At 44.1% G+C, this 22,687-nt stretch carries 22 protein-coding genes; all 22 read left to right on the forward strand.

All coding sequences use genetic code 11. The annotated features are described in order from the left end of the window. Positions 1 to 4: 4 nt before the first annotated feature. The 22 genes from NTX44_12220 (at position 5) to NTX44_12325 (ending at position 22,631) form a co-directional block, all read left to right on the forward strand. Complete coding sequence (locus tag NTX44_12220; GenBank protein MCX6122366.1) at positions 5 to 1,534, forward strand: 2-isopropylmalate synthase; 1,530 nt, start codon at positions 5 to 7, stop codon at positions 1,532 to 1,534. A gap of 38 nt (positions 1,535 to 1,572) precedes the next feature. Continuing rightward, on the forward strand, positions 1,573 to 2,292 hold the full coding sequence (locus tag NTX44_12225; protein ID MCX6122367.1) for an amino acid racemase: 720 nt from the start codon (positions 1,573 to 1,575) through the stop codon (positions 2,290 to 2,292). Then, complete coding sequence (gene leuC, locus NTX44_12230; GenBank protein MCX6122368.1) at positions 2,292 to 3,704, forward strand: 3-isopropylmalate dehydratase large subunit; 1,413 nt, start codon at positions 2,292 to 2,294, stop codon at positions 3,702 to 3,704. Before NTX44_12225 ends, leuC begins: the two co-directional genes overlap by 1 nt. A 3-nt stretch (positions 3,705 to 3,707) precedes the next feature. After that, complete coding sequence (locus tag NTX44_12235) at positions 3,708 to 4,508, forward strand: methyltransferase domain-containing protein (GenBank protein MCX6122369.1); 801 nt, start codon at positions 3,708 to 3,710, stop codon at positions 4,506 to 4,508. 34 nt (positions 4,509 to 4,542) lie between these two features. Continuing rightward, complete coding sequence (gene leuD / locus NTX44_12240; protein MCX6122370.1) at positions 4,543 to 5,133, forward strand: 3-isopropylmalate dehydratase small subunit; 591 nt, start codon at positions 4,543 to 4,545, stop codon at positions 5,131 to 5,133. A gap of 13 nt (positions 5,134 to 5,146) precedes the next feature. Continuing rightward, the gene (proC, locus tag NTX44_12245) at positions 5,147 to 6,019 is read left to right on the forward strand and encodes a pyrroline-5-carboxylate reductase (GenBank protein MCX6122371.1); all 873 of its coding nucleotides are present in this window, start codon (positions 5,147 to 5,149) and stop codon (positions 6,017 to 6,019) included. Positions 6,020 to 6,242: 223 nt separating this feature from the next. Continuing rightward, positions 6,243 to 7,304, forward strand: coding sequence for a 3-isopropylmalate dehydrogenase (locus tag NTX44_12250; protein MCX6122372.1), 1,062 nt, complete (start codon positions 6,243 to 6,245; stop codon positions 7,302 to 7,304). Positions 7,305 to 7,329: 25 nt separating this feature from the next. Beyond that, entirely contained in the window at positions 7,330 to 8,427 is a 1,098-nt protein-coding gene (locus NTX44_12255) for a hypothetical protein (GenBank protein ID MCX6122373.1), read from the forward strand. Between the two features lie 16 nt (positions 8,428 to 8,443). Beyond that, on the forward strand, positions 8,444 to 10,915 hold the full coding sequence (gene thrA, locus NTX44_12260; protein ID MCX6122374.1) for a bifunctional aspartate kinase/homoserine dehydrogenase I: 2,472 nt from the start codon (positions 8,444 to 8,446) through the stop codon (positions 10,913 to 10,915). Positions 10,916 to 10,940: 25 nt separating this feature from the next. Then, complete coding sequence (locus NTX44_12265; GenBank protein ID MCX6122375.1) at positions 10,941 to 12,131, forward strand: cofactor-independent phosphoglycerate mutase; 1,191 nt, start codon at positions 10,941 to 10,943, stop codon at positions 12,129 to 12,131. 17 nt (positions 12,132 to 12,148) lie between these two features. Continuing rightward, positions 12,149 to 12,739: a LysE family translocator gene (locus NTX44_12270; GenBank protein ID MCX6122376.1), complete on the forward strand. Its 591-nt coding sequence runs from the start codon at positions 12,149 to 12,151 to the stop codon at positions 12,737 to 12,739. Positions 12,740 to 12,779: 40 nt separating this feature from the next. Beyond that, positions 12,780 to 14,105, forward strand: a complete 1,326-nt coding sequence (gene thrC, locus NTX44_12275; GenBank protein MCX6122377.1) for a threonine synthase — start codon at positions 12,780 to 12,782, stop codon at positions 14,103 to 14,105. Between the two features lie 99 nt (positions 14,106 to 14,204). Then, positions 14,205 to 14,576: a hypothetical protein gene (locus tag NTX44_12280; GenBank protein MCX6122378.1), complete on the forward strand. Its 372-nt coding sequence runs from the start codon at positions 14,205 to 14,207 to the stop codon at positions 14,574 to 14,576. A gap of 174 nt (positions 14,577 to 14,750) precedes the next feature. Then, positions 14,751 to 15,215 carry a MarR family transcriptional regulator gene (locus tag NTX44_12285; protein ID MCX6122379.1) on the forward strand — a complete coding sequence of 155 codons (465 nt, stop codon included), beginning with the start codon at positions 14,751 to 14,753 and terminating at the stop codon, positions 15,213 to 15,215. Beyond that, positions 15,212 to 15,826: an NAD(P)H-dependent oxidoreductase gene (locus NTX44_12290; protein ID MCX6122380.1), complete on the forward strand. Its 615-nt coding sequence runs from the start codon at positions 15,212 to 15,214 to the stop codon at positions 15,824 to 15,826. The genes NTX44_12285 and NTX44_12290 overlap by 4 nt, the downstream gene beginning before the upstream one ends. A 36-nt stretch (positions 15,827 to 15,862) precedes the next feature. Continuing rightward, a complete protein-coding gene (locus NTX44_12295; protein MCX6122381.1) occupies positions 15,863 to 16,234 on the forward strand; it encodes a DoxX family protein in 372 nt (123 codons plus the stop codon). Between the two features lie 55 nt (positions 16,235 to 16,289). Then, a complete protein-coding gene (locus NTX44_12300; protein ID MCX6122382.1) occupies positions 16,290 to 16,586 on the forward strand; it encodes a hypothetical protein in 297 nt (98 codons plus the stop codon). Positions 16,587 to 16,649: 63 nt separating this feature from the next. After that, entirely contained in the window at positions 16,650 to 17,228 is a 579-nt protein-coding gene (locus tag NTX44_12305; protein MCX6122383.1) for a YceI family protein, read from the forward strand. A 196-nt stretch (positions 17,229 to 17,424) separates the two neighbouring features. Then, the gene (locus NTX44_12310; GenBank protein MCX6122384.1) at positions 17,425 to 18,534 is read left to right on the forward strand and encodes an ATP-dependent 6-phosphofructokinase; all 1,110 of its coding nucleotides are present in this window, start codon (positions 17,425 to 17,427) and stop codon (positions 18,532 to 18,534) included. 106 nt (positions 18,535 to 18,640) lie between these two features. Further along, positions 18,641 to 20,611: a PAS domain S-box protein gene (locus tag NTX44_12315; GenBank protein MCX6122385.1), complete on the forward strand. Its 1,971-nt coding sequence runs from the start codon at positions 18,641 to 18,643 to the stop codon at positions 20,609 to 20,611. A gap of 132 nt (positions 20,612 to 20,743) precedes the next feature. Further along, positions 20,744 to 22,108, forward strand: a complete 1,365-nt coding sequence (locus tag NTX44_12320) for an ATP-binding protein (GenBank protein ID MCX6122386.1) — start codon at positions 20,744 to 20,746, stop codon at positions 22,106 to 22,108. Positions 22,109 to 22,142: 34 nt separating this feature from the next. Next, complete coding sequence (locus NTX44_12325; protein ID MCX6122387.1) at positions 22,143 to 22,631, forward strand: asparaginase domain-containing protein; 489 nt, start codon at positions 22,143 to 22,145, stop codon at positions 22,629 to 22,631. Positions 22,632 to 22,687: the final 56 nt, after the last annotated feature.

A 22,687-nucleotide genomic window follows, 5' to 3' on the forward strand; every position in this document is an offset into this window, starting at 1 on the left:
AACTATGGAAAACCGAATATATATTTTTGACACGACACTGCGCGACGGCGAACAATCTCCCGGCTGTAGTATGAATATTGAAGAAAAGCTTCGTCTCGCCCGTCAACTTCAGCTTCTTTGCGTCGATGTGATCGAGGCAGGATTTCCTATTGCATCTGTCGGCGACTTCGAGGCAGTAAAACTCGTTGCGGAGAAAATAAAAACTTGCACAGTCGCAGCACTTGCCCGTACCGTAAAGCTGGATATTGATCGTGCATGGGAAGCGATTCAAGGAGCGGTCAAGCCGCGTATCCATACGTTTATCGCAACGTCGGATTTGCATTTGAAGTACAAACTGAAGAAATCACGTGAGCAGGTTTTACAAGATGCAGTGTGGGCGGTGAAGTATGCTAAATCGCTATGTGAAGAAGTAGAATTTTCTTGTGAAGATGCCTCCCGTACCGATATTAATTATTTATACGAAGTTGTCGAAGCAACAATTGACGCCGGTGCAAGTATTATCAATCTGCCTGATACCGTCGGGTATGCTATTCCTGATGAATATGGTGCAATGTTTCGTATGGTGCGAGAACGAGTGCCGAATATCAACAAAGCGATTTTGAGCTCACATTGTCATAACGATCTCGGTCTGGCAGTTGCCAATTCTATTGCTGCGATTCAAAATGGTGTACGACAGGTGGAGTGCACTCTGAACGGGATTGGTGAACGTGCGGGCAACGCTTCGTTAGAAGAAATAGCTATGGCTATCAAGACGCGGCACGAAAAACTTGGTCTTAAAACGAATATTGATACAGAGGAGATTTACAAATCAAGTAAATTATTGAGCAGTCTTACCGGTATGATGGTTCAGCGAAATAAAGCAATCGTCGGCGCGAATGCGTTTGCCCACGAAGCCGGCATTCACCAGGATGGAGTGCTCAAGAGCCCTATCACATACGAAATCATGACGCCGCAGTCAGTCGGTATCAAACATACCATGTTGGTGCTTGGAAAACATTCCGGCAGACATGCATTGAAACAGCGATATACTGAATTGGGATACAAATTATCTGACGAAGAGCTCCAGCGCGCCTATAAACTCTTTTGTGAGATAGCCGATCAAAAGAAAGAAGTATTTGATGAGGACCTTGAAGCAATTCTTGAAACCTCCAGTGAAACCGAAGAAGTGTATCATCTTGCGAACATTCAAATCGTCAGCGGTACAAATCTTCGTCCGACTGCAACAATCGAATTACAGCAAGGTGACCAAACAATTGTAGACTCGGCAACAGGTGACGGACCTGTGGACGCTTCTTATAAAGCGATCGAACGTATAACCGGTATGATTGGAAAGCTAACGGAATATTCTATCAAATCTGTTAGCCTTGGTCATGATGCAGTCGGTGAAGTATTTGTGCGCGTTGAGTTTGATGGTGTGTTGTATAACGGCCGCGCCGCAAGTACAGATATTCTTGCCGGGAGTGCGCGAGCATACTTAGAAGCGTTGAACCGGGCCTTGGCATCAAAAAAACGAAAAGAAGAACAGCCAAAATAAACATCTCTGAAGGATAGTGTTACCGTCTCAGTATCTCTATGCAAAAAGTTATTGGAATTATTGGAGGCATTGCTCCTCCATCGACAATAGATTATTATCAGAAAATAATTTCTGGATTTCAAGAAAAAGGAAAGACCCGTCAGTATCCATCTATATTGATTAATAGTATTGATATGACGCGGATGTTAGACTTGGTTGCAAAAAAATGGTACGACGCATTAGTCGATTATTTAAGTAGTGAGATTCAGAAGCTGAAAGACGGCGGTGCTGATTTTGCAGCGATAGCATCCAACACACCTCACGTTGTTTTTGAACAATTGCAGAAGAGATCTGCTATTCCATTAATCAGTATCGTTGATGTAACGGTCGCGTATGCAATAAAACTCGGTGTCAAAAAGCTTGGACTCTTTGGTACAATGTCCACAATGCAAAGCGGATTTTATCAAGCTGGATTTTCCAGAGAAGGAATAGAGATCATAACACCGTCTTTGGAATCACAAAATTACATTCATGATAAATATATGAATGAGTTTGTGAAGGGAATATTTCTTGAAGAGACAAAGAATGCCTTTATTGACATCGTTCTTCACATGATAAAGCAAAACAGTATAGAAGGTCTGATATTAGGCGGAACGGAATTACCTTTTATCTTAAAAGAAGAGGATTTTATTAATTTCAAATTGTTGAATACAACCGAAATACATGTAGATAGTATTCTTGAATATGCAATGAACTATAATAATCACGGAATGAAATAATGTCTCAGCCACTCACACTCTTTCAGAAAGTTTGGAACGCACATGTTGTCGCGCAGGAAAAAGATTCCCCTGCGGTTTTGTACATCGATTTACAGCTTGTGCATGAAGTTACTTCACCCCAAGCATTTGAGGGTCTGCGTCGTCGCGGACTCAAAGTGCGGCGTCCGGATAGAACTGTCGGAACAATGGATCATAGTATTCCGACCTTGCCGCCCTCTCTTCGAATTTCAGATGAACTCGCTGCAAAACAAATGCGTCAGATGGAAGTGAATGCACAGGAATTTGGTTTCCGTTTATATGGCAAGGATCATCCGCAGCGCGGTATTGTGCATGTGATCGGACCGGAACTCGGATTTACCCAACCGGGAATGACCATCGTGTGCGGTGACAGCCACACAGCAACGCACGGTGCGTTTGGTGCTCTCGCGTTTGGCATCGGCACAAGCGAAGTCGAACACGTACTTGCGACCCAATGTCTTTTGCAGCGGCTTCCCAAAACAATGGAAGTACGTATTGAAGGAAAACTGAGTAAAGGCGTGACAGCGAAAGATATCATCCTTGCGTTGCTTGCAAAGATTGGCGTCGGCGGCGGCACAGGGCACGTCATTGAATATACCGGATCGACTGTTCGTTCTCTTTCAATGGAGGAACGCATGACCGTCTGCAACATGTCCATCGAAGGCGGTGCTCGTGCAGGTATGATGGCTCCGGACGATAAAACATTTGAATTTCTTGCAAATCGTGAGTTTGCTCCGAAAGGCGATGCATGGGAAAAAGCGATGAAGTACTGGCGTTCCTTGCCAACAGATGCGGGTGCAATATACGATACAACAGTATTGTTGGATGTTTCAAACCTTGTGCCTATGTTGACTTTTGGTACAAATCCGGGCATGGGGTTACCGGTGACAGGACGGATTCCTGATCCATCCAAGATGAGCAATGCGTCAGAGAGGCAGACATTGGAGAAATCGCTTCAGTATATGGGATTTCAACCAAATGAACCTCTTTCCGGAAAAAAGATTGATGTCGTCTTCATCGGGAGCTGTACAAATTCCCGTATCTCTGATTTACGCGAAGCTGCGCGCGTGTTTTTAGGACGCAAAGTTGCACCGAATGTACGCACGATGGTTGTACCTGGCTCCCAGGAAATCAAACGGCAGGCGGAAGCGGAAGGATTGCATAAAGTATTTATTGATGCCGGTGCCGAATGGCGCGAGTCCGGCTGTTCGATGTGCATTGCGATGAATGGAGATGAAATTAAGGCAGGTCAATATGCCGTCTCAACGAGTAATCGCAATTTCGAAGGCCGGCAAGGCAAAGGCGGACGAACTCTTCTCGCTTCTCCGCTGACTGCCGCCGCCGCCGCTGTTACTGGAAAGATCACAGATGTTCGCACATTACTCACGGATTGAGTAATGAACGTGCAAACCTATCAGTGGAATGCAATTGACTATGCGAAAAGTTCTGGCATCCAGCAGCAATGGGCGCGTGAGCTTATCGGCAAGCTAAGGTTGAAAGGCAACGAAAAGCTTCTTGATATTGGAAGCGGTGACGGTAAAGTCACTGCCGAGATTGCCGGCTGCCTGCCGAATGGATCGGTCATTGGCATTGACAGCTCCGATGCGATGATCGCGCTTGCGCAAAGTAAGTTTTCAGCAGTTGTTTTTCCTAACGTGCGATTTCAACACGAAGATGCAAGCCGGTTAACGTTCGAGAATGAATTCGATATTGTCTTTTCGAATGCGACCTTACATTGGATCCTTGATCAACGTCCTGTATTGCAAGGTATCTATAAAAGCTTAAAGCGTGGTAGTAAAATTCTCTTGCAAATGGGTGGTCGCGGCAATGCGGCGGATGTATTGGCTGTGTTTGATAAATTAATTGAAACAAACGAATGGCATGGGTACTTCCATGGATTTACTTTTCCGTATGGCTTTTACAATGCCGAAGAGTACCGTCAGTGGGTATATGAAGCAGGGTTCCATGCAAAACGTATCGAGCTAATACCCAAGGACGCGGTTCACCAAGACCACACTGATTTTAAAGCGTGGATTCGAACAACATGGCTTCCGTATACGCAGCGGGTACCGGATGAAAAGAGAGAAATTTTTATTGCCCGGTTAGCGAATGATTATATTCAGCAGCATTCCGTTGATGGAAACGGTAGGGTTCATGTTCATATGATGCGGCTTGAAGTCGAAGCCGTGAAACGATAAATTCATTTTCAATCACTAAAGTCTAAAAAATACTATGGCAACATTTACAAAACTTACATCACGCGTCGTTCCACTGCTTGTGGATAATATAGACACAGATCAAATCATTCCAGCGCGATTTCTTAAGGTCACCGATAAGAATGGACTTGGCGAACAGCTGTTTTGCGATTGGCGGTACGATGCCGATGGTTCTCCAAAATCCGATTTTGTGTTGAACCAGCCGCATCATCGTGGAGCGCAGGTGCTTTTAGCGGGAGATAATTTCGGATGCGGTTCATCGCGTGAACATGCGCCGTGGGCACTCACAGCATTCGGATTTCGAGCAGTGATCAGCACGACCATTGCAGATATCTTCCGCAGTAATTCGATGAAGAACGGACTTCTTCCCATCGTTCTCACGCAGGAAGAACACCAGCAGTTCAAAGAAGAAATTCAAAATTCTCCGAATGCCGAAGTGACGATCGATCTTGAAAAACAGCGAATCGTTTTTCCATCCGGAAAAAACGCAACGTTTCCGATCGATCCGTTTTCAAAATTCTGTCTCCTGAACGGCGTCGATGAATTGGAATATTTGCGGCGGTTCAGCAAAGAGGTAGAACAATACGAAGCGAAGTACGCAAAATAACGGAGAACAGGTTATGCAGACCAAGGGAAAAGAATTGACGCAGAAGCATGAGGATCACCATCATATCGATCGGCCGATTGCTATTCTTGGTGCAGGCAATATGGGATCGGCGTTACTGAAGGGTATCATCAACGCAAAATTGACGCCTCCCAAAAAAATTATTGCATGCGACGTCAATGCAGAGAAACTGAAAACCCTTGCATCGGAGTGGAAAATCCGCACAACGCTCAGCATCAAAGAAGCGGTGAAAGAGTCGGATATTTTATTGCTTTGTGTGAAGCCGCAAACACTTTCCAAAGTATTAGAAGTCATGAAAGAGTCGATTCGGCACAACCATCTCGTGATTTCGATTGTCGCTGGCATGCGCATTGCGTTTATTCAACAGATGCTAGGAACGAATCTTGGCATTGTGCGTACGATGCCGAATATTGCTGCGACGGTTGATGAAGGCGCAGCAGCCGTTGCATTCGGAAAGCACGTAACTGCTGAGCAGCAGAAAATTGCAAAAGCCATCTTCGAAGCTGTAGGCGAGGTTGTCGTTGTCACCGAAGATCAACTTGATGCCGTTACCGGTCTCAGCGGCAGCGGTCCGGCATACATTTATATGGTGATTGAAGCCCTGATTGATGGCGGAGTGAAAATGGGATTGTCTCGTGACATTTCCACAAAGCTTGCCATTCAAACAGTTCTCGGCTCGGCAAAGTTGGCAAAATCTTCCGGTTTGCATCCAGCAATTTTGCGCGATCAAGTGACGACGCCCGGTGGAACAACCATAAATGCAATTCACGAACTTGAATCGCATGGCCTTCGCTCGATGTTGATTGATGCCGTTGCTACGGCAACACGAAGGTCGGAAGAATTAAGCAAAGTAATGAATAACTTATAGATAGAAAGAATAAGGTGTCACTGTATTGCCACGACGCCTGCCTGCCGGCAGACAGGTTCACGTCGTGTGTAATGAGTATGAGATAGACTTGGCTTGAGTCACAAGTTTAGATGATTGGACATAGATGCGGCTAAAGCCGAGACTCTTTTAATAATCAAGTCCACGAGCTGAAGCTCGTGGCAATATTTTTTAATGTTAATAACTAAGGAGAGATAGAATAACAATGGCAAAGAAATATAATATTGCAGTAATTGGTGGTGATGGCACTGGTCCGGAAGTGGTAGCTGAAGGTTTGAAAGTTCTAAAGGCCGTTTCACAGAAATATGGATTCTCTTATGATACAACAATGTTTGATTACGGCGGTGAAAGGTATTTGAAAACCGGAAAAACTATTAGTGATGAAGAGCTTGAAGGTTTAAAGAAATTTGATGCAATTTTTCTGGGTGCAATCGGTCATCCGGACGTGAAACCCGGCATTCTCGAACAAGGGATTTTGCTGAAGACACGTTTTGCTCTCGATCAGTATATTAATTTACGTCCAATCAAATTGTACAATGAAGCCTTCTGTCCACTCAAGGATAAGAAACCGGAAGATATCGATTTTGTTGTTGTGCGAGAGAACTCCGAAGGTCTCTATAAAGGTTTAGGCAGTTTTGAAAATAAAGGCACGAAAGATGAGATTGCGATTCAAATCTCGCACAATACACGCAAGGGTGTTGAACGCTGCATACGCTACGCGTTCGAATATTGCAAAAAGCGCAACAGCAAGAAGCGAAAAGTAACGCTTTGCGGAAAAACAAACGTACTGACCTTTGCCTGGGATCTCTGGCAGCGTACATTCGATGAAGTGAAAAAAGAATATCCGGATATTCAGACAGATTACGCTCACGTTGATGCGACGACCATGTGGTTTGTGAAAAATCCTGAGTGGTTTGACGTTATCGTAACAGATAATATGTTTGGCGATATCATAACAGATCTTGGCGCAATGGTGCAGGGCGGTATGGGAATTGCAGCTGGCGGTAATATTAATCCGGAAGGTGTTTCCATGTTCGAGCCCATCGGCGGATCGGCTCCAAAGTACACGGGAAAACATGTCATTAACCCGCTTGCAGCGATCTGTGCAATGGGGATGCTGTTAGAAACAGTCGGAGAAGAAAAAGCCGGAAAAGCAATTGAGAATGCGGTTATCAAGATCGTGCAAAACAAACTCAAGACTCTCGCGGCAGGAAAAATGGGATATACGACTGAAGAGATAGGTGACATGGTTGTTGCGGGAATATAATGATACATATTCTTTTGTGAGATGAATGATGGACATACAAGTACCATTTATTTTGCTCGGTCTCGGTCCGGTGGGTCGGACTCTTGTGCGTCAAATTATTGACACGCACAAAACTGTTGCCCAGAGAACCGGCATTCAATTTGTTCTTGTTGGCATTGCAGATTCCTCGGGTCTGATGCTGGAAAGCGATGGGATTCCTAAAGAAATGCTGCAGAAAATTCTGCATGACACAGATGAACGGCGCAGGCTCAATGGTATTACAGATCTTCATCCTCACACAAAGTTAAATGATGTGTACCGTCCAGGGATCATCGTTGTTGATGCAACACATTCCACTGACGCTGTGCCGCGGTTAAAAGATGCATTACAGGCAGGATGCGGGATTGTCATGGCAAATAAAATTCCGCTTGCCGGTGAATGGGCAAAAGCAAAGTGGTTTTTTGATCATCCGCTCATTCGCTATGAAGCAACGGTCGGGGCGGGATTGCCGATCATTTCTACGCTGCGATATTTGCTCGATACCGGTGACGAGGTAACAAGTATTGAAGCATCGGTCAGCGGAACGCTCGGCTTTCTTTGTACCGCACTGGAACTAGGACTTCCTTATTCTGTCGCTGTGGCAAATGCGAAGAATATGGGTTACACAGAACCGGATCCTCGGGACGACTTGAGCGGACATGATATTGTGCGAAAAGCGCTGATTCTTGCACGCACAGCTGGTTGGCCGTTGGAGATGAACAATCTGACTTCAGAACCAATGTATCCGTCAACATGGGCTGGACGAACAGTTGAAGAATTTATGTCTGCACTCCCATCGCTCGACGAGATGTATGCGTCGCAGGTTCGGTTGGCACAAAGTGAAGGGAAAAGCCTTCGGTATGTTGCACAAATGACTTCCAAAGGAGGCAGAGTTGGATTGATGTCGGTTGCCAGAGATGGCCACATAGGATCCAAAAGCGGTCCGGCAAATTCTGTTGCGATCTTTACGCATCGTTATCAAGAAATGCCGCTTGTTATCTCCGGACCTGGAGCAGGTCCCGAAATCAAAGCCGCCGGTGTGATGGAAGACATGCTTCAGCTTGCAAATATTCTACAAAATAAAACTATACCTCTCAGTCTTTAAACGATAGAGAAACCACATGCAGATAAAGAAAATATTGAAGTTTGGCGGATCATCAGTGGCCAATCCAGAACGGATTCGTGACGTTGCTTCCATTGTTCTCGATGCTGCGAAGAAAGAACGCGTGGTTGTCGTTGTCTCGGCTTTTCAAGGAGTCACAAATCAACTATTAGAATGTGCGCATCTGGCAGAAGTAGGTGATACAAAGTTTCAGTCAATGTACAAAACACTTGTGAAACGCCATACGACGATATTGAAAGTTCTTCATAATAATTGTCCACCGAAGCATGTTGCAGCACAACTTCAAACAATGCTCGCAGAACTCAGAGATGTTCTTCAAGGAATTTATCTGCTTCGCCACAGTTCTCCGCGCGCGCTTGATTTATCAGCGAGCTTTGGTGAACGGCTTTCGGCATTGATCATCGCTTCATTTCTACAACAATCACAACCATCGTGTTTCGTCGATTCACGCGAAATTGTGAAGACCGATGATCGATTCACACGTGCTGCCGTTCAATTTGATAAAACCAATCGTGCAATCAAAATACATTTCAAAAAACTCTTTGAACATTCGAGCAAGCGACTTATTCCAGTTGTTACAGGATTCATCGGTTCAACCGACGACGGTCTTACCACCACCATCGGAAGAAATGGATCCGACTATTCGGCGGCAATTTTCGGGGCTGCGCTTGATGTTTCGTTAATTGAAATTTGGACAGATGTCGATGGAATTCTCAGTGCGGATCCGCGCTCTGTTCCCGCTGCGTTCGTTGTGCCGCAGATGTCGTATGAAGAAGCGATGGAGCTTTCCTATTTCGGTGCAAAAGTACTCCATGCTTCCACTATTGCTCCTGCCGTAGCGAAACATATTCCGATTGATATCAAGAATACACTGAATCCAGCGGCAGCAGGTACACACATTTCGCATCACATCAACCGCTGGGAAGGCGTAGCGAAAGGAATCACCTCAGTAGATGATTGCACGCTTCTTACCTTACGCGGTATGAGCATGGTAGGAGTTCCCGGAATCGCAGAGCGATTGTTTCGAGCGCTTGCATCCCACAGTGTTAATGTGATCTTGATTTCCCAGGCATCATCTGAACATACTATTTGCTTTGCTATCAGCACGTCGGATGCAGGCGCGGCGAAAAAAGCGGTGCATCATGAATTTCACTTTGAACTTCAATCCAGACTGACTTCGTTGGACGAAAAACCTTATCAGACGATTGTTGCAATTGTCGGCGATGGAATGAAGGGCACACCGGGTGTGTCGGGAAAAGTATTTCAGGCGCTTGGACGAAACAGCGTCAATATTTCTGCCATTGCTCAAGGAGCATCGGAACGTAATATTTCATTTGTCATTGACGAAGCACAGAAACTTCTTGCACTCAATGTTATCCACGAGGCATTCTTCGAGCCAAGGAAAAAACTTGGTGTGGTTCTGATTGGTCCCGGTAATATCGGCGGTACATTTCTCAGGCAGATCCAGCAGCAACATTCCTATCTTCGATCGGAAGGATTTGATGTCCGTGTATGCGGAATTTACGATATCGGAAAAGCTGTTTTTTCTTCAAAAGGGATCGATCTCAAACGATGGAAAGAACTTCTTGATAACGCTCCTAAAAAAATGAAATATCCAGAATTATTACAGCAAATTGCAGCGCTTCACTTAACGAACGCTGTCCTTGTCGATTGTACTGCAAGCCCGGAAATTGTCAATATGTACGAAGATTTTGTAAAATTGAATATGCACATTATTACACCGAACAAAAGAGCGAATGTTCTTCCGTGGCAGCGGTATAAACAACTGACTGAACTCATGAAGAATCGGCAGAAATATTTTCTCTATGAAACAAACGTTGGCGCAGGCTTGCCGATTATCTCCACATTGCAAGATCTAATTGCGAGCGGAGATCAAATTGTAAAAATAGAAGGGATGTTTTCCGGAACACTCAGTCATCTCTTCAATTATTATGACGGCACACGGCCATTCAGTGTACTTGTACAAGAGGCGCTCGGTCTCGGCTACACAGAGCCGGATCCACGCGAAGATCTGATGGGCGGCGATGTCGCAAGGAAACTTTTAATTCTTGCGCGCCAAATAGGATTGAAGATGGATATGCACGATATCAAAGTTGAGAATCTTGTTCCGAAGCCTTTACAGGGCGGAAAATTCTCGGGCGAGTTCTTTCAACGCTATGCAAAGTATGATGAAGCTATGAAACGCCGTCTTGAAGCCGCCCAATTCCATGGCTGTGTTCTTCGATATGTTGGAGTCTTACAAGGTGAAAAGGCACATGCCGGTATTCTGGAAGTTCCGGAAAATCACATGCTTGCTTCAACGAAGGGAAGCGATAACATTATTGCGTTCAAAACACAACGATATTCAAAAACACCGCTCGTAGTGCAGGGTCCCGGTGCGGGAGCGGATGTTACAGCTATGGGAGTTTTTTCCGATCTCCTCAAATTGCTCCACTATTTACCTCAATAGTACAATCGAATAAAGGAGTTTTTCATTGAGTAGGAAGTATGTTATAGTTGTGCCTGATGGAGCAGCGGACAAACCGTTACAGGTGTTTGGCGGTAAAACGATATTCGAAGCAGCAGAGAAACCCAATATCGACTTCATAGCTATGAATGGACAACAGGGACTTTGCCAGACCGTACCTTCTGGGCTTCAACCAGGCAGCGATGTCGCAATGATGGCAGTGCTTGGCTATAATCCGGCAGAATATTACACAGGCAGAGCCCCAATCGAAGCCGTTGCACAAGGGATCGATGTTACAGAAAACGATTGGATATTCCGTTGCAATCTTGTGACAACCGCGGACGGTAAAATGGTTGATCACAGTTCCGGGCATATCTCAAGCGAAGAAGGCAAAGAATTCATCGAGGAACTGAACAAGGCGTTAGGGAGCAACCGCGTCAGATTTTATCCGGGAGTTGGTTACCGTCATTTGATGATAGTAAAAGATTATAATTTCCCTGATCTCCAATTACAGCCGCCGCATGATAATATTGGTGTGGAGACAATAAAATTATTACCGCGCGGAAAAAACGCTGATGTTCTTATCGAACTTATTAAAAAGAGTGAAAAACTATTTAAGGACCACCGTATTAATCTTCATCGCAGGAGTCTCAAAAAAAACGAGGCAACCTCAATATGGCTCTGGGGTCATGGCAAGAAGGCCCGGATGGAATTGTTCGAAAAAAAATACGGTTTGAAGGGAGCGGCAATCACAGCGGTTGATCTTGTCAAAGGATTGGCAAATCTTATCGGTTTCGATTTTATAAAAGTTGAAGGTGCGACAGGATATTTCGATACCGATTACCGCGCAAAGGGATTGGCTGCAATTGAAGCGATCAAAAAATATGACATTGTTCTGGTCCATGTGGAAGCGACGGATGAAGCGGGCCATGCAGGAAAAGCAGATGTGAAGAAAAAAGCGTTAGAAGAAATTGATAAACACATTGTAGGGCCGGTGATGGCAGAGCTCAAGAAGTACAACAACTGGCGAATGCTTGTGATGCCTGACCATCCTACGCCGGTATCAACCCAGGGACATACGGGTGAGGCGGTGCCTTTTGCAATGATGGGCGATGGAATCAATGCCGAGGTACATCTGCCTCTTGGAGAAACAAATGCCGCACGTACAGGTATCGTCTTTGACAATGGTTACCGATTGATGGAATCCTTCCTGAAGTAAGGAAACGTGTACATACCATGAGTTTTAATTTATTCGGTTATCTCCTTTACGCTTCTTTGATGTCTATTACCCCAGGTCCAAACAACTTGATGCTCCTTTCCTATGGAAAAGCATATGGTTTCAACGATTCGGGAAATGTTATGCTCGGAATTTTTCTCGGGTTCTTTCTTATGCTCTGCTTGGCCGGATATGGCATTGCAAATATCATTACGAACAATCCGACAGCTGGATTAGTATTGAAAATTGTCGGATCGTTGTGGATGCTCTATCTCGCATTTGTTTTAAGAAAGCTCAACGTGGAAATAGAACCTGGCAAAAAAGCCGCCATCGGATTTGGTCAGGCATTTTCCATGCAATTTGTGAATTTGAAAGCGTGGGTTATGGCTATCAGTGGAGCGAGTGCTTTTTTGCCGCAATCAAATAACATTCATCTGAATGTTTTCGTCTATGCGATAAGTTTCGGGTTGGTCGGGATTCCTTGTATGATCATTTGGCTCAAGATGGGCGATGTCATTGCAAAAATATTCAAGTCGGAGAAAGCAAGTCAGATTTTGGGATATACGATGTTTTCACTGATGATTGTCAGTATTGTCACAATTTGGATATAATGATTTTTGTGAATAGCTTGGTATCAAAGAGGAGAAAAATATGCAGCACAGCTGGCTAGAATGTATCCGTGATTGCGGCCGCCGGTATCCCATCGATGCCGTTGTGTACCGGTGCGAAGATTGCGGCGGATTGTTAGATGTTCAGCACAACATGAAAGTACTGAAGCGCCGAAAAGCAGCATCGTGGAAAAAACTATTCGATGATCGTACGCGCATCAATAAGTGGCCATATGGCAGTGGTGTGTGGGGAAAGAAAGAATGGGTATGTCCTGACGTTGATAATGAGAACGTTGTTTCGATGTACGAAGGGCATACAAATTGTTTTTGGGCAGAACGGTTGGGGAAAGATATCGGAGTTCCTGATTTGTGGGTAAAGCTTTGCGGCAACAGTCATACAGGTTCGTTCAAAGATCTTGGTATGACGGTGCTCATCTCCGTTGTAAAACAGATGATCGCCGATGGAAAACCGATTCGTGCTGTTGCGTGCGCTTCTACAGGCGACACCTCTGCTGCACTCTCTGCATACGGTGCGGCGGCAGGTATTCCAACAATCGTCTTTTTGCCGAAGGGAAAGGTTTCTACAGCGCAATTGGTACAGCCGATTGCCAATGGCGCAACAGTACTCTCGCTCGATACTGATTTTGATGGATGCATGCGTATTGTACAGGAAATCACCGCAGACAATTCTATCTATCTTGCCAACTCGATGAATTCCCTGCGGATGGAGGGACAAAAAACGGTCGGTGTTGAGATCGTTCAGCAGTTCGATTGGGTAGTGCCGGATTGGATTGTCATCCCTGCCGGAAATCTTGGCAACGTAAGCGCGTTGGGCAAAGGTCTACTGATGATGCGCGATCTCGGTCTGATTAAAAAACTTCCGCGTATTGCATGCGCGCAGGCATCGCATGCAAATCCGCTCTATCTAAGCTTTCTGAACGGATATAAAGAATATAAACCCGTCGAGGCAAAAAAGACTCTCGCCTCTGCAATCCAAATTGGAGCACCGGTGAGTTATGAGCGAGCTGTGAAAGTACTGCGGCAGTTTGACGGTATCGTAGAGCAGGCAACGGAAGATGAATTAGCAAATGCCTCCGCCCGTGCCGATCGTGCGGGATTGTTCACTTGTCCGCAAACCGGCGTGGCACTCGCTGCGCTCTCAAAATTGATTGAACGCAAAGTTATTACGAAGAAAGACCGTGTCGTAGTCATATCCACAGCGCACGGGTTGAAGTTCTCACAATTCAAGGTGGACTATCATGAGAAAACGCTGTCTGATGTGAATTCACTTTATCCGAATCCGCCCATACTTCTGCCGGCGAATATTACTGCAGTCCGGAACGCAATTGACCATGCGATTGGGAAATAAACTTGTAGAGACGTTCCCCGCCAAACAAACGGCGGGTAAAAATTGAACGTCTCTACCGTAAAAAAAGAACCAAATCTAAATAAAATTTGGAGCACAACAATGGCCCACCAGGACAAACCGTATGTGGTCGAATATTATTACAAAACTCAATGGGGACATGCCGAAGAGTTTATTCGTTTGTTTAAGAAAAACCATTATCCCATTCTAAAAAAGCAGGTAGAATTAGGAAGACTCCTTCAAATCTCAGCAGCCCGCCCACGTCTCCATGCAACTGAAGACGGCCGATGGGATTACAGAGTCACTCTTGTTTGGAAGAATGTACAAGCAACTGACGATGGATTTGATGAAAAAGAACTTAGCCGGCAATTATTTAAAGACCAGGAATTGTTTAAAAAGGAAGAACAGCGGCGATTCGAAATATTAATTGGCCATTGGGATGTACCGATTATTGATGTGGTATTAGACAAATAGGGTTACAAAAGCGGAAAAATCGACAATTGAGATTCATCGTGGCGATTTATGCATCGCCACTACAAGTTCAGCCAAAACTATCTTTTCTCCTTTAACACCTTTTCTTTTCTCTTGATCTCGGGAACTATCCACACTATCTTTCTGTTAAATACTTTGAACTTAAAAGGATATCACATGAAAACCACAAAACAATACGGAAAAAAAGTCGATCTAGCCCTTTCCATGTGGGTAAAACTCACGCGGGCTCATGATACATTCAGCCACCTGACAGCAGCAAATATCCGTTCGTTCGGATTGACGCCGGCGCAGTTTGGCGTGATAGAATGTCTTGGTCATCTTGGCACCATGCTCATCGGTGATCTAACGAAGAAACACCTCGTCAGCGGCGGCAACATGACAGTGGTAGTGGATAATTTGGAAAAAGATGGACTCGTAGAACGTTCAGTTAACGATGACGACCATCGTGCTTTCTATGTAAAATTAACACCGAAAGGCAAGCACCTTTTCGGAAAAATATTTTTAAAGCACGCGCAATTCATTGTAAAACTAGCTTCAGTGCTTTCAGAATCTGAACAAGCAGAGCTCGGACTTCTCTTAAAGAAGCTTGGCACGAGTTTGCAAGCAGAGAACAAGAATTGACAATCAAAACACTCGATATTCTAGCGTTTGCCGGTAGTTTGAGATCAGAATCTTTTAATCGTAAAGCGCTGCAGATAGCAAAACAGATTGCGGTCGAACTAAATACGAATGTCGTAGACTTAGATCTGAAAACGCTCAATCTTCCGCTGTTTGATGCAGACCTGAGAGCAAACGGATTTCCAGAATCAGTAAAGAAATTGAAAGATGCGATAGCTTCAGCCGATATACTGCTGATAGCAACGCCTGAATATAACCATTCAATTCCCGGTGTATTAAAAAATGCCATCGACTGGGCGTCCGATAAAACAAATCCCTTTGATGGAAAGGTTGCGGCTATTTTCGGCGCTTCAAATGGATTATTCGGAACATTGCGGGCGCAGCTTCACTTGCGGCAAGTTCTTGCGGCATTGAATGTTGAACTTGTTCCGCAGCCGCAGGTTTTTATTCGCTTTGCACAGTCCGCATTCTTGCCGGATGGCTCGCTTGTCGATCAAAGAATAAAACAACAGCTTCGTCATTTGATTGAAGCAACGCTCACGCTTGCTTATCGCAAGCAGGAAAGCCGAAAAAGCTTAGAGAACGTACAGAGTGCCGACATTGTTGGCACATAAAATTATTTTCAGTCATTTTCGTAAAGGAGGAATCAGATGGAAACAATATTGCTTTATCTTGGACGGATATTATTTGGTGGTTATTTTACCTATAGCGGTTTCAACCATTTTAAAATGCTTGATATGATGTCCGGATATGCGAAGTCTAAGGGAACGCCTCTGCCAAAATTATCGGTAGCGTTCTCTGGATTATTGCTGCTAATCGGCGGGTTAAGTGTACTATTTAATATATTGCCGAGTGTCGGTTTTATTTCTTTAGCGCTCTTTCTTATACCGGTAACATTTATTATGCATGCTTTTTGGAAGGTTCAAGACCCGACGGCAAAGATGCATGAGATGATTAATTTCATGAAAAATATTGCGTTGCTTGGCGCTGTATTAATTCTGCTGGCACAAGCCTTTGCATAATCTCAGGAATAAATAATGAAAACAAATAATGATTTCTTAGAGCGGATAATTTCGTATGAATGAATATATGATCATCATTCGATTTGCCGCATCGTTTAACGAGGAGTTTATCAATTTAATTCCTGAACAGCGTGCGCAAATTAACCGATTCATGGAAAAAGGAATTATCACTAGCTATAGTTTATCAGCTGATCGAGGAACACTCTGGGTAACATTGCTCGCGACTTCTTTAGAGGCGGTAGAGAAAACACTGAGGATGATGCCGTTGTTCAAGTTTATGCGCTATGATATTGTTGAGCTCATGTTTCATAACAGCCCGGTTCATACACAAATGCATTTATCCATGAATTAATTTTCCAGTTTACAATATAGAGTAGTAAAAATAAAATCATTCATCAATTATGGAGATACTATCATGAAAAGAATAACAATCGTCCTTCTTGCCATTTTCGTTGCCGCGGTGTCTGTGTCGGCACAATCTGACTGGAAATTAGACAAAGTCCATTCCAGCGTCACGTTCACAGTGCGCCATATGGTTATTTCTGAAGTCACTGGAAGCTTCAAAGATTTTACCATTGCTCTGAAATCCGCAAAGGATGATTTCTCGGATGCAGAAGTCCAGAGCACCATCAAGGTCGGCAGCCTCAGCACAGATAATACCATGCGGGATAATCATCTTAAATCTGATGACTTTTTTAATGCTGAAAAATTTCCGGAAATAAATTTTAAGAGCACATCGTTTGAAAAACTGGGCGATAATAAATATAAAATCACCGGTGATTTGACAATTCGCGATGTGACGAAGAACGTGACATTTGATGCAATACTCAACGGTACGCTTAAAACTGATCGTGGTGTGCTTTCTGCCTGGAAAGCCACTACGACAATTAATCGGTTTGACTACAATTTAAAGTGGAGCAAAACGCTCGAAACAGGCGGTATGATAGTTGGAAAAGAAGTGACCATCACATTAAATTTAGAATTGAACAAGTAACCCTTTCTCAAAATGGAGCCTGCTTATTCAGCGGGCTCCATCTCTTTATTCTCCCACTCAATTAGCACTAGAATATTTCAGGTATTGCTATTGCATTAGGCAATAGTTAATTTCTTCAATGAAGAGTTTTTCTTCTTAATTCTCATAGAAGCTACGACGCTGGAATTGTTTTTCTTTTGTAAGAAAGGAATACACAATGAAACGTCACCCAATCAAACGCATAGCTATTAACACCGGCGGCGGCGATGCACCGGGTTTGAATGCCGTCATCCGCGCAGCGGTTGTTTCTGCCATTAATCGCGGGTGGGAATGTTACGGCATACGCGATGGCTATAATGGATTGCTGGAACCGAAAAATTATCCTGATGGTGGAATCATTCCGCTACCCAGGTCGAAAGTGCGCGGTATTACGCATCTCGGCGGAACGATTCTTGGCACTACGAACAAAGGCAATCCGCTGAAATGGCCAGTAAAAGGAAAAGATGGTCAACTGCATGAAATCGATCGTACTGATGAGCTGATAAAGATGTTTCAGAAAAACAAAATTGATGCGCTTATAGCTATAGGCGGCGATGGATCGCTCGGAATAGCAAATGTACTTTCGCAAAAAGGATTACGTGTGGTCGGCGTTCCTAAGACCATCGACAATGATTTGGATAAGACAGTTATTACATTCGGATTTGACACGGCAGTCTCGTTTGCAACAGCATGCATTGATCGGCTGCATACGACTGCGGAATCGCACCAACGTGTAATGGTTGTGGAAGTCATGGGCCGCTATGCTGGATGGATTGCTCTTGAGTGCGGTGTTTCGGGTACCGCAGATGCGATTCTCATCCCAGAAATTCCTTATGATATTCACAAGATTGCAAATAAAATTGAAGACCGTTGGGAAAGCGGGGCACATTTTGCTATCGTCGTAGTAGCGGAAGGCGCTAAACCGAAAGGCGGAACAGTTTCCGTTGTCTCGAAAGAAATCGGCCGGGCTGAAAAGCTTGGTGGTGCGGGTGAACGCGTTGCGAAAGAAATTCAGGATATTACTGGAAAAGAAACGCGTTGTGTGGTACTCGGACATCTGCTGCGTGGCGGAACCCCGACAACTTTTGACCGGCTCATTTCACTTCGTTTTGGCGCAGCGGCTGTCCGCGCCTTAAGTGAAGGACAATCCGGGATCATGGTTGCATTAGATCCGCCAACCGTACGGTATGTGCCTCTTGCCGATGCAACCCATCGGATGAAAACCGTTCCTACCGATTGCGATATTATTCTTACAGCGCGTGATTTGGGAGTCAGTTTTGGAGATTAGTTGATTCATGAAATGTAGATGAAAATCCAACTATATTTAAAGTATATTCTTTCGTACAAATTATTTCAACCCAGACATCGAATTATAAACTATTGGGGGCTATACTGTGACCAGACCAACGATAAACACCGACGCAAAAAGCCAGCAAGTTGAAAAAGCCCTTCAAGCATCAGATATGCGTTATCGACTGCTTGCCGAACACATGCGAGATGTGATCTGGACGATGGATCCGGATGGACAATTTACGTACGTCAGTCCGTCTGTTTTTCACTTAAGAGGCTATACGGCAGAAGAAGTGATGCGGCAATCCGTCCAAGAAGCTTTTACGTCCGACTCTGCAATTCGGGTGTTAGCCGGCATCAATGTTTTATTAGCGGAGAATGAGATTCAAGATGTTCATGCAAATTGGGAATTGCAGCAGCCATGTAAAGATGGGAGTACGGTATGGACTGAAGTGAGTGTGAATATTATCCGTGATAAACTCGGACCTGCATATACCGTTCTTGGGGTAAGCCGTGATATAACCGAGCGTAAAATTGCTGAAGGAATAATCGCTGAACAGGCTCATCTGTTAAATGTTGCTCTTGATCCAATTATTCTACGGGATATGAATGATGGTCTTATCTTTTGGAATAAAGCAGCTGAAAACTTATATGGTTGGACCTTCGATGAAGCAAAGTCATTAAAAGCCGCTCAGTGTATCGCAGAAGTGGATCAGCCCAAATACGAACGTGGAGTGAAAGAATTTATTGAAAAAGGAGAATGCAAAATTGAATTGCAGCAAAGAGCCAAAAATGGCCGCAAAATAATAACACTCTCTCAATGGTCTCTTGTGCGGAATCGGGAGGGTGAACCTTACGCCCGCCTCGCCATCGACCGTGATGTTACCGAACAGCGTTATTTTGAAACACAGCTTCGCCGATCACAACGAATGGAAAGTCTAGGAACATTAGCGGGCGGTATAGCACACGATTTAAATAATGTTCTCGCACCTATCCTGATGTCAATCCAAATCTTAAATATGAAACTTACTGATCCCAACCTTAAAAAGCTTATTGCATCTCTTGAAGCGAGTACCAAACGGGGCAGCGACATTATTAAGCAGGTATCGACCTTTGCGCGCGGTACCGAGAAGAACTTTGCGCCTCAACAATTACGATATATTATTGCGGAAATAGAATCTATTATCAAGGGAACGTTTCCTAAGAATATTCAAGTACGCATCGGAATTTCAAAGGATCTCTCGCTTGTTTTGGGCGACGCGGCACAATTGCAACAGATGCTGATGAATCTCTGCCTCAATGCACGCGATGCTATGCCTGACGGAGGCCGTCTCACCGTGACCGTAGAGGGCATGTACATGGATGAAAGCTTTGCTCGCATGATACTCGGTGCTCATCCGGGTCAGTATGTCGTGCTTACAATTGCGGATACGGGCACGGGCATCCCAATGGAAATTCAAGAAAAAGTATTTGAACCGTTTTTTTCAACAAAAGATAAGGGGAAGGGGAGTGGACTTGGTCTTTCCATGGTCTATACCATTGTAAAATCGCACAATAGTTTTATCAAATTGTACAGTGAAATTGGCAAAGGAACAGAAATAAAAATCTTTCTCCCTGCGACTCAACAAACCGAGAAAAAGGTTGCCCCTCATTTAGAGGATGTACCTACAATGGGCAACGGAGAAAACATTCTTGTTGTTGACGATGAACTGTCTGTATTAGAAATTTCTAAAGAAATACTCGAGGTGCGCGGCTATCGTGTGCTGACAGCTGCAGATGGAGCGGAAGCAACTGCCCTTTTTGCCAGTGCAGAAAAAGGATCCATTGACCTCGTTATAACGGACATGAACATGCCGTTGATGGATGGATCATCGACCATCAGAGCATTAAGACGGCTTGCACCATCTTTAAAGATAGTCGTTTCAAGCGGTTTATTGACAGATGTAAATTCGGCAGGTGTGGCTGGCCTCGATATTCAAGGATATCTCACAAAACCATACACAGCCGACCAGCTTACGTCAATGGTAAATAAAGTTCTCAAAAAAGAATATCATCCAGAATCCGGCAAGAGTTAATACTATTCAATAGTTTTCTCCGTGCTATCAGTGTTTATATCCTGGTAGTAATTCAATAAAATAATAAGAGTGTCGGTGAAGTGTCAATCCTGACATATTCTGAGATGTATGAAATAGCAAAGGATAATTGTTATGATATCTAGCACAGATCCAAGAATTCGGAAATATGTTGAAGTTGCCCATGCAATGAAGAAAGGAAGCTTCAACGTCGCTATTTCAAAAGAAGGAACGGATGAAGTGGCTGAGCTCGGAGCTGCACTGGAAGACCTTGCTCGTTCATTGGATAAACGTTTTGAAGAAATCAGAACGCTCTCGGCTATTACAGCGCATGTTAATTCAGGGATGATGTTAGACGACGTGCTCAATTCTGTTTTTGAATCCTTTAGACCCATTATTCCATACGATCGCATTGGATGCGCACTTATTGAAGAAAACGAAAAGATTGTACGTGCGTATTGGGCGCGTTCGGATGCATTAGACATGGTGATAACGAAAGGATATTCGGCGCCGCTGGAAGGAAGTAGTTTGCACACCATTATGAAAACAGGCAATCCTCGTATTATCAACAACTTAGAAAATTACCTTGTCGAGCACCCTCACTCCGATTCAACACAAAAAATTGTAAGAGAAGGAATGCGCTCCAGTTTTACATGTCCTTTAAGTGCACTGGGAAAACCCATCGGATTTCTTTTCTTTTCCAGTATGAAACCTGATATGTATGCAAAAATTCATCGGGATATTTTTATTCAAATTGCTAATCATTTATCCACTATTGTAGAAAAAAGCAGGTACCTTCAGCAGCTTCTTGAATTGAACGAGCTTAAAAATAAATTCCTTGGCATGGCAGCGCACGATTTGCGGAATCCACTTTCGACCATTAAAGGGTATCTTGAATTATTCCTCACCGATGCATTAGGCAAACTCACCGTTGATCAAAGAGAAGTGCTGAATGATATGAATCAGTCAAGCGACCATATGCTGGAGTTGATCAATGATCTTCTCGATGTGACGGCAATTGAGACGGGAAATTTACAACTGAAGCGAGAAACGACAGAAATCGGCGAACTCCTTCACGCTGCTCAGGCTTCACTTCGTGTGCTTGCACATGCGAAGTCGATAGAAATCATACTCGACCTTCCCGAGGTACTCCCTGTTCTGCAAATCGATCAGGCGCGGATTAAACAAGTGCTTACGAACCTCATCACGAATGCATTGAAATATTCTTTTTCTCATACTACCGTTACACTCAATGTCAGAGTGTTTGAAAAAGAGGTGTGGATTGCCGTAAAAGATCAGGGACAAGGTATTCCGGTTGAAGAAATGAAACATCTGTTTAAGGAGTTTTCACGTACAAGCGTGAAGCCCACCGCAGGCGAAAAATCGATCGGGCTTGGTCTTGCTATTACGCGCCGCATCGTCGATGCTCATGGTGGTATTATTTGGGTGGATAGTGAAATTGGAAAAGGATCAACGTTTACTTTTTCACTGCCGATATAGAAAGAAACGGACTGATATCAAGAGGAAATACTATATGGCAATTAGAATTTTTATTACCGGTGGAACATTTGACAAAGAATACAATGAGCTGGATGGCAAACTATTTTTTAAAGATACACACCTTCCGGAAATGCTTAAATTAGGAAGATGTAAAGTGCCCGTGGATATCCGTGCACTGATGCTTGTTGATAGCTTAGAAATGACCGACGCAGATCGTCAGATTATTGTTGAACAAAGTCGGAAATGTAAGGAAGATCGAATTGTTATCACACATGGCACAGACACAATGGAAGAAACAGCAAAGGTGCTTGGTCAAGCGAGCCTGGATAAAACCATTGTCCTTACCGGGGCCATGGTGCCGTACAAATTTGGCAGTTCAGATGGACTATTCAATCTTGGCAGCGCGCTCGCGTTTGCGCAAACTCTCCCCCGAGGTGTTTATATTGTAATGAACGGCCGGTATTTTACATGGGATAATGTGAAAAAAAATAAAAAAATTGGAGAGTTTGAAGAAGCCAGGTAATATGAGGATATTTGGTTAACGAACACGACAGCCCGTTTCGCCATGGACTTTTTGTT

The sequence above is a fragment of the Ignavibacteriales bacterium genome, assembly GCA_026390575.1.
Classification (GTDB): Bacteria; Bacteroidota; Ignavibacteria; order UBA10030; family UBA10030; genus Fen-1298.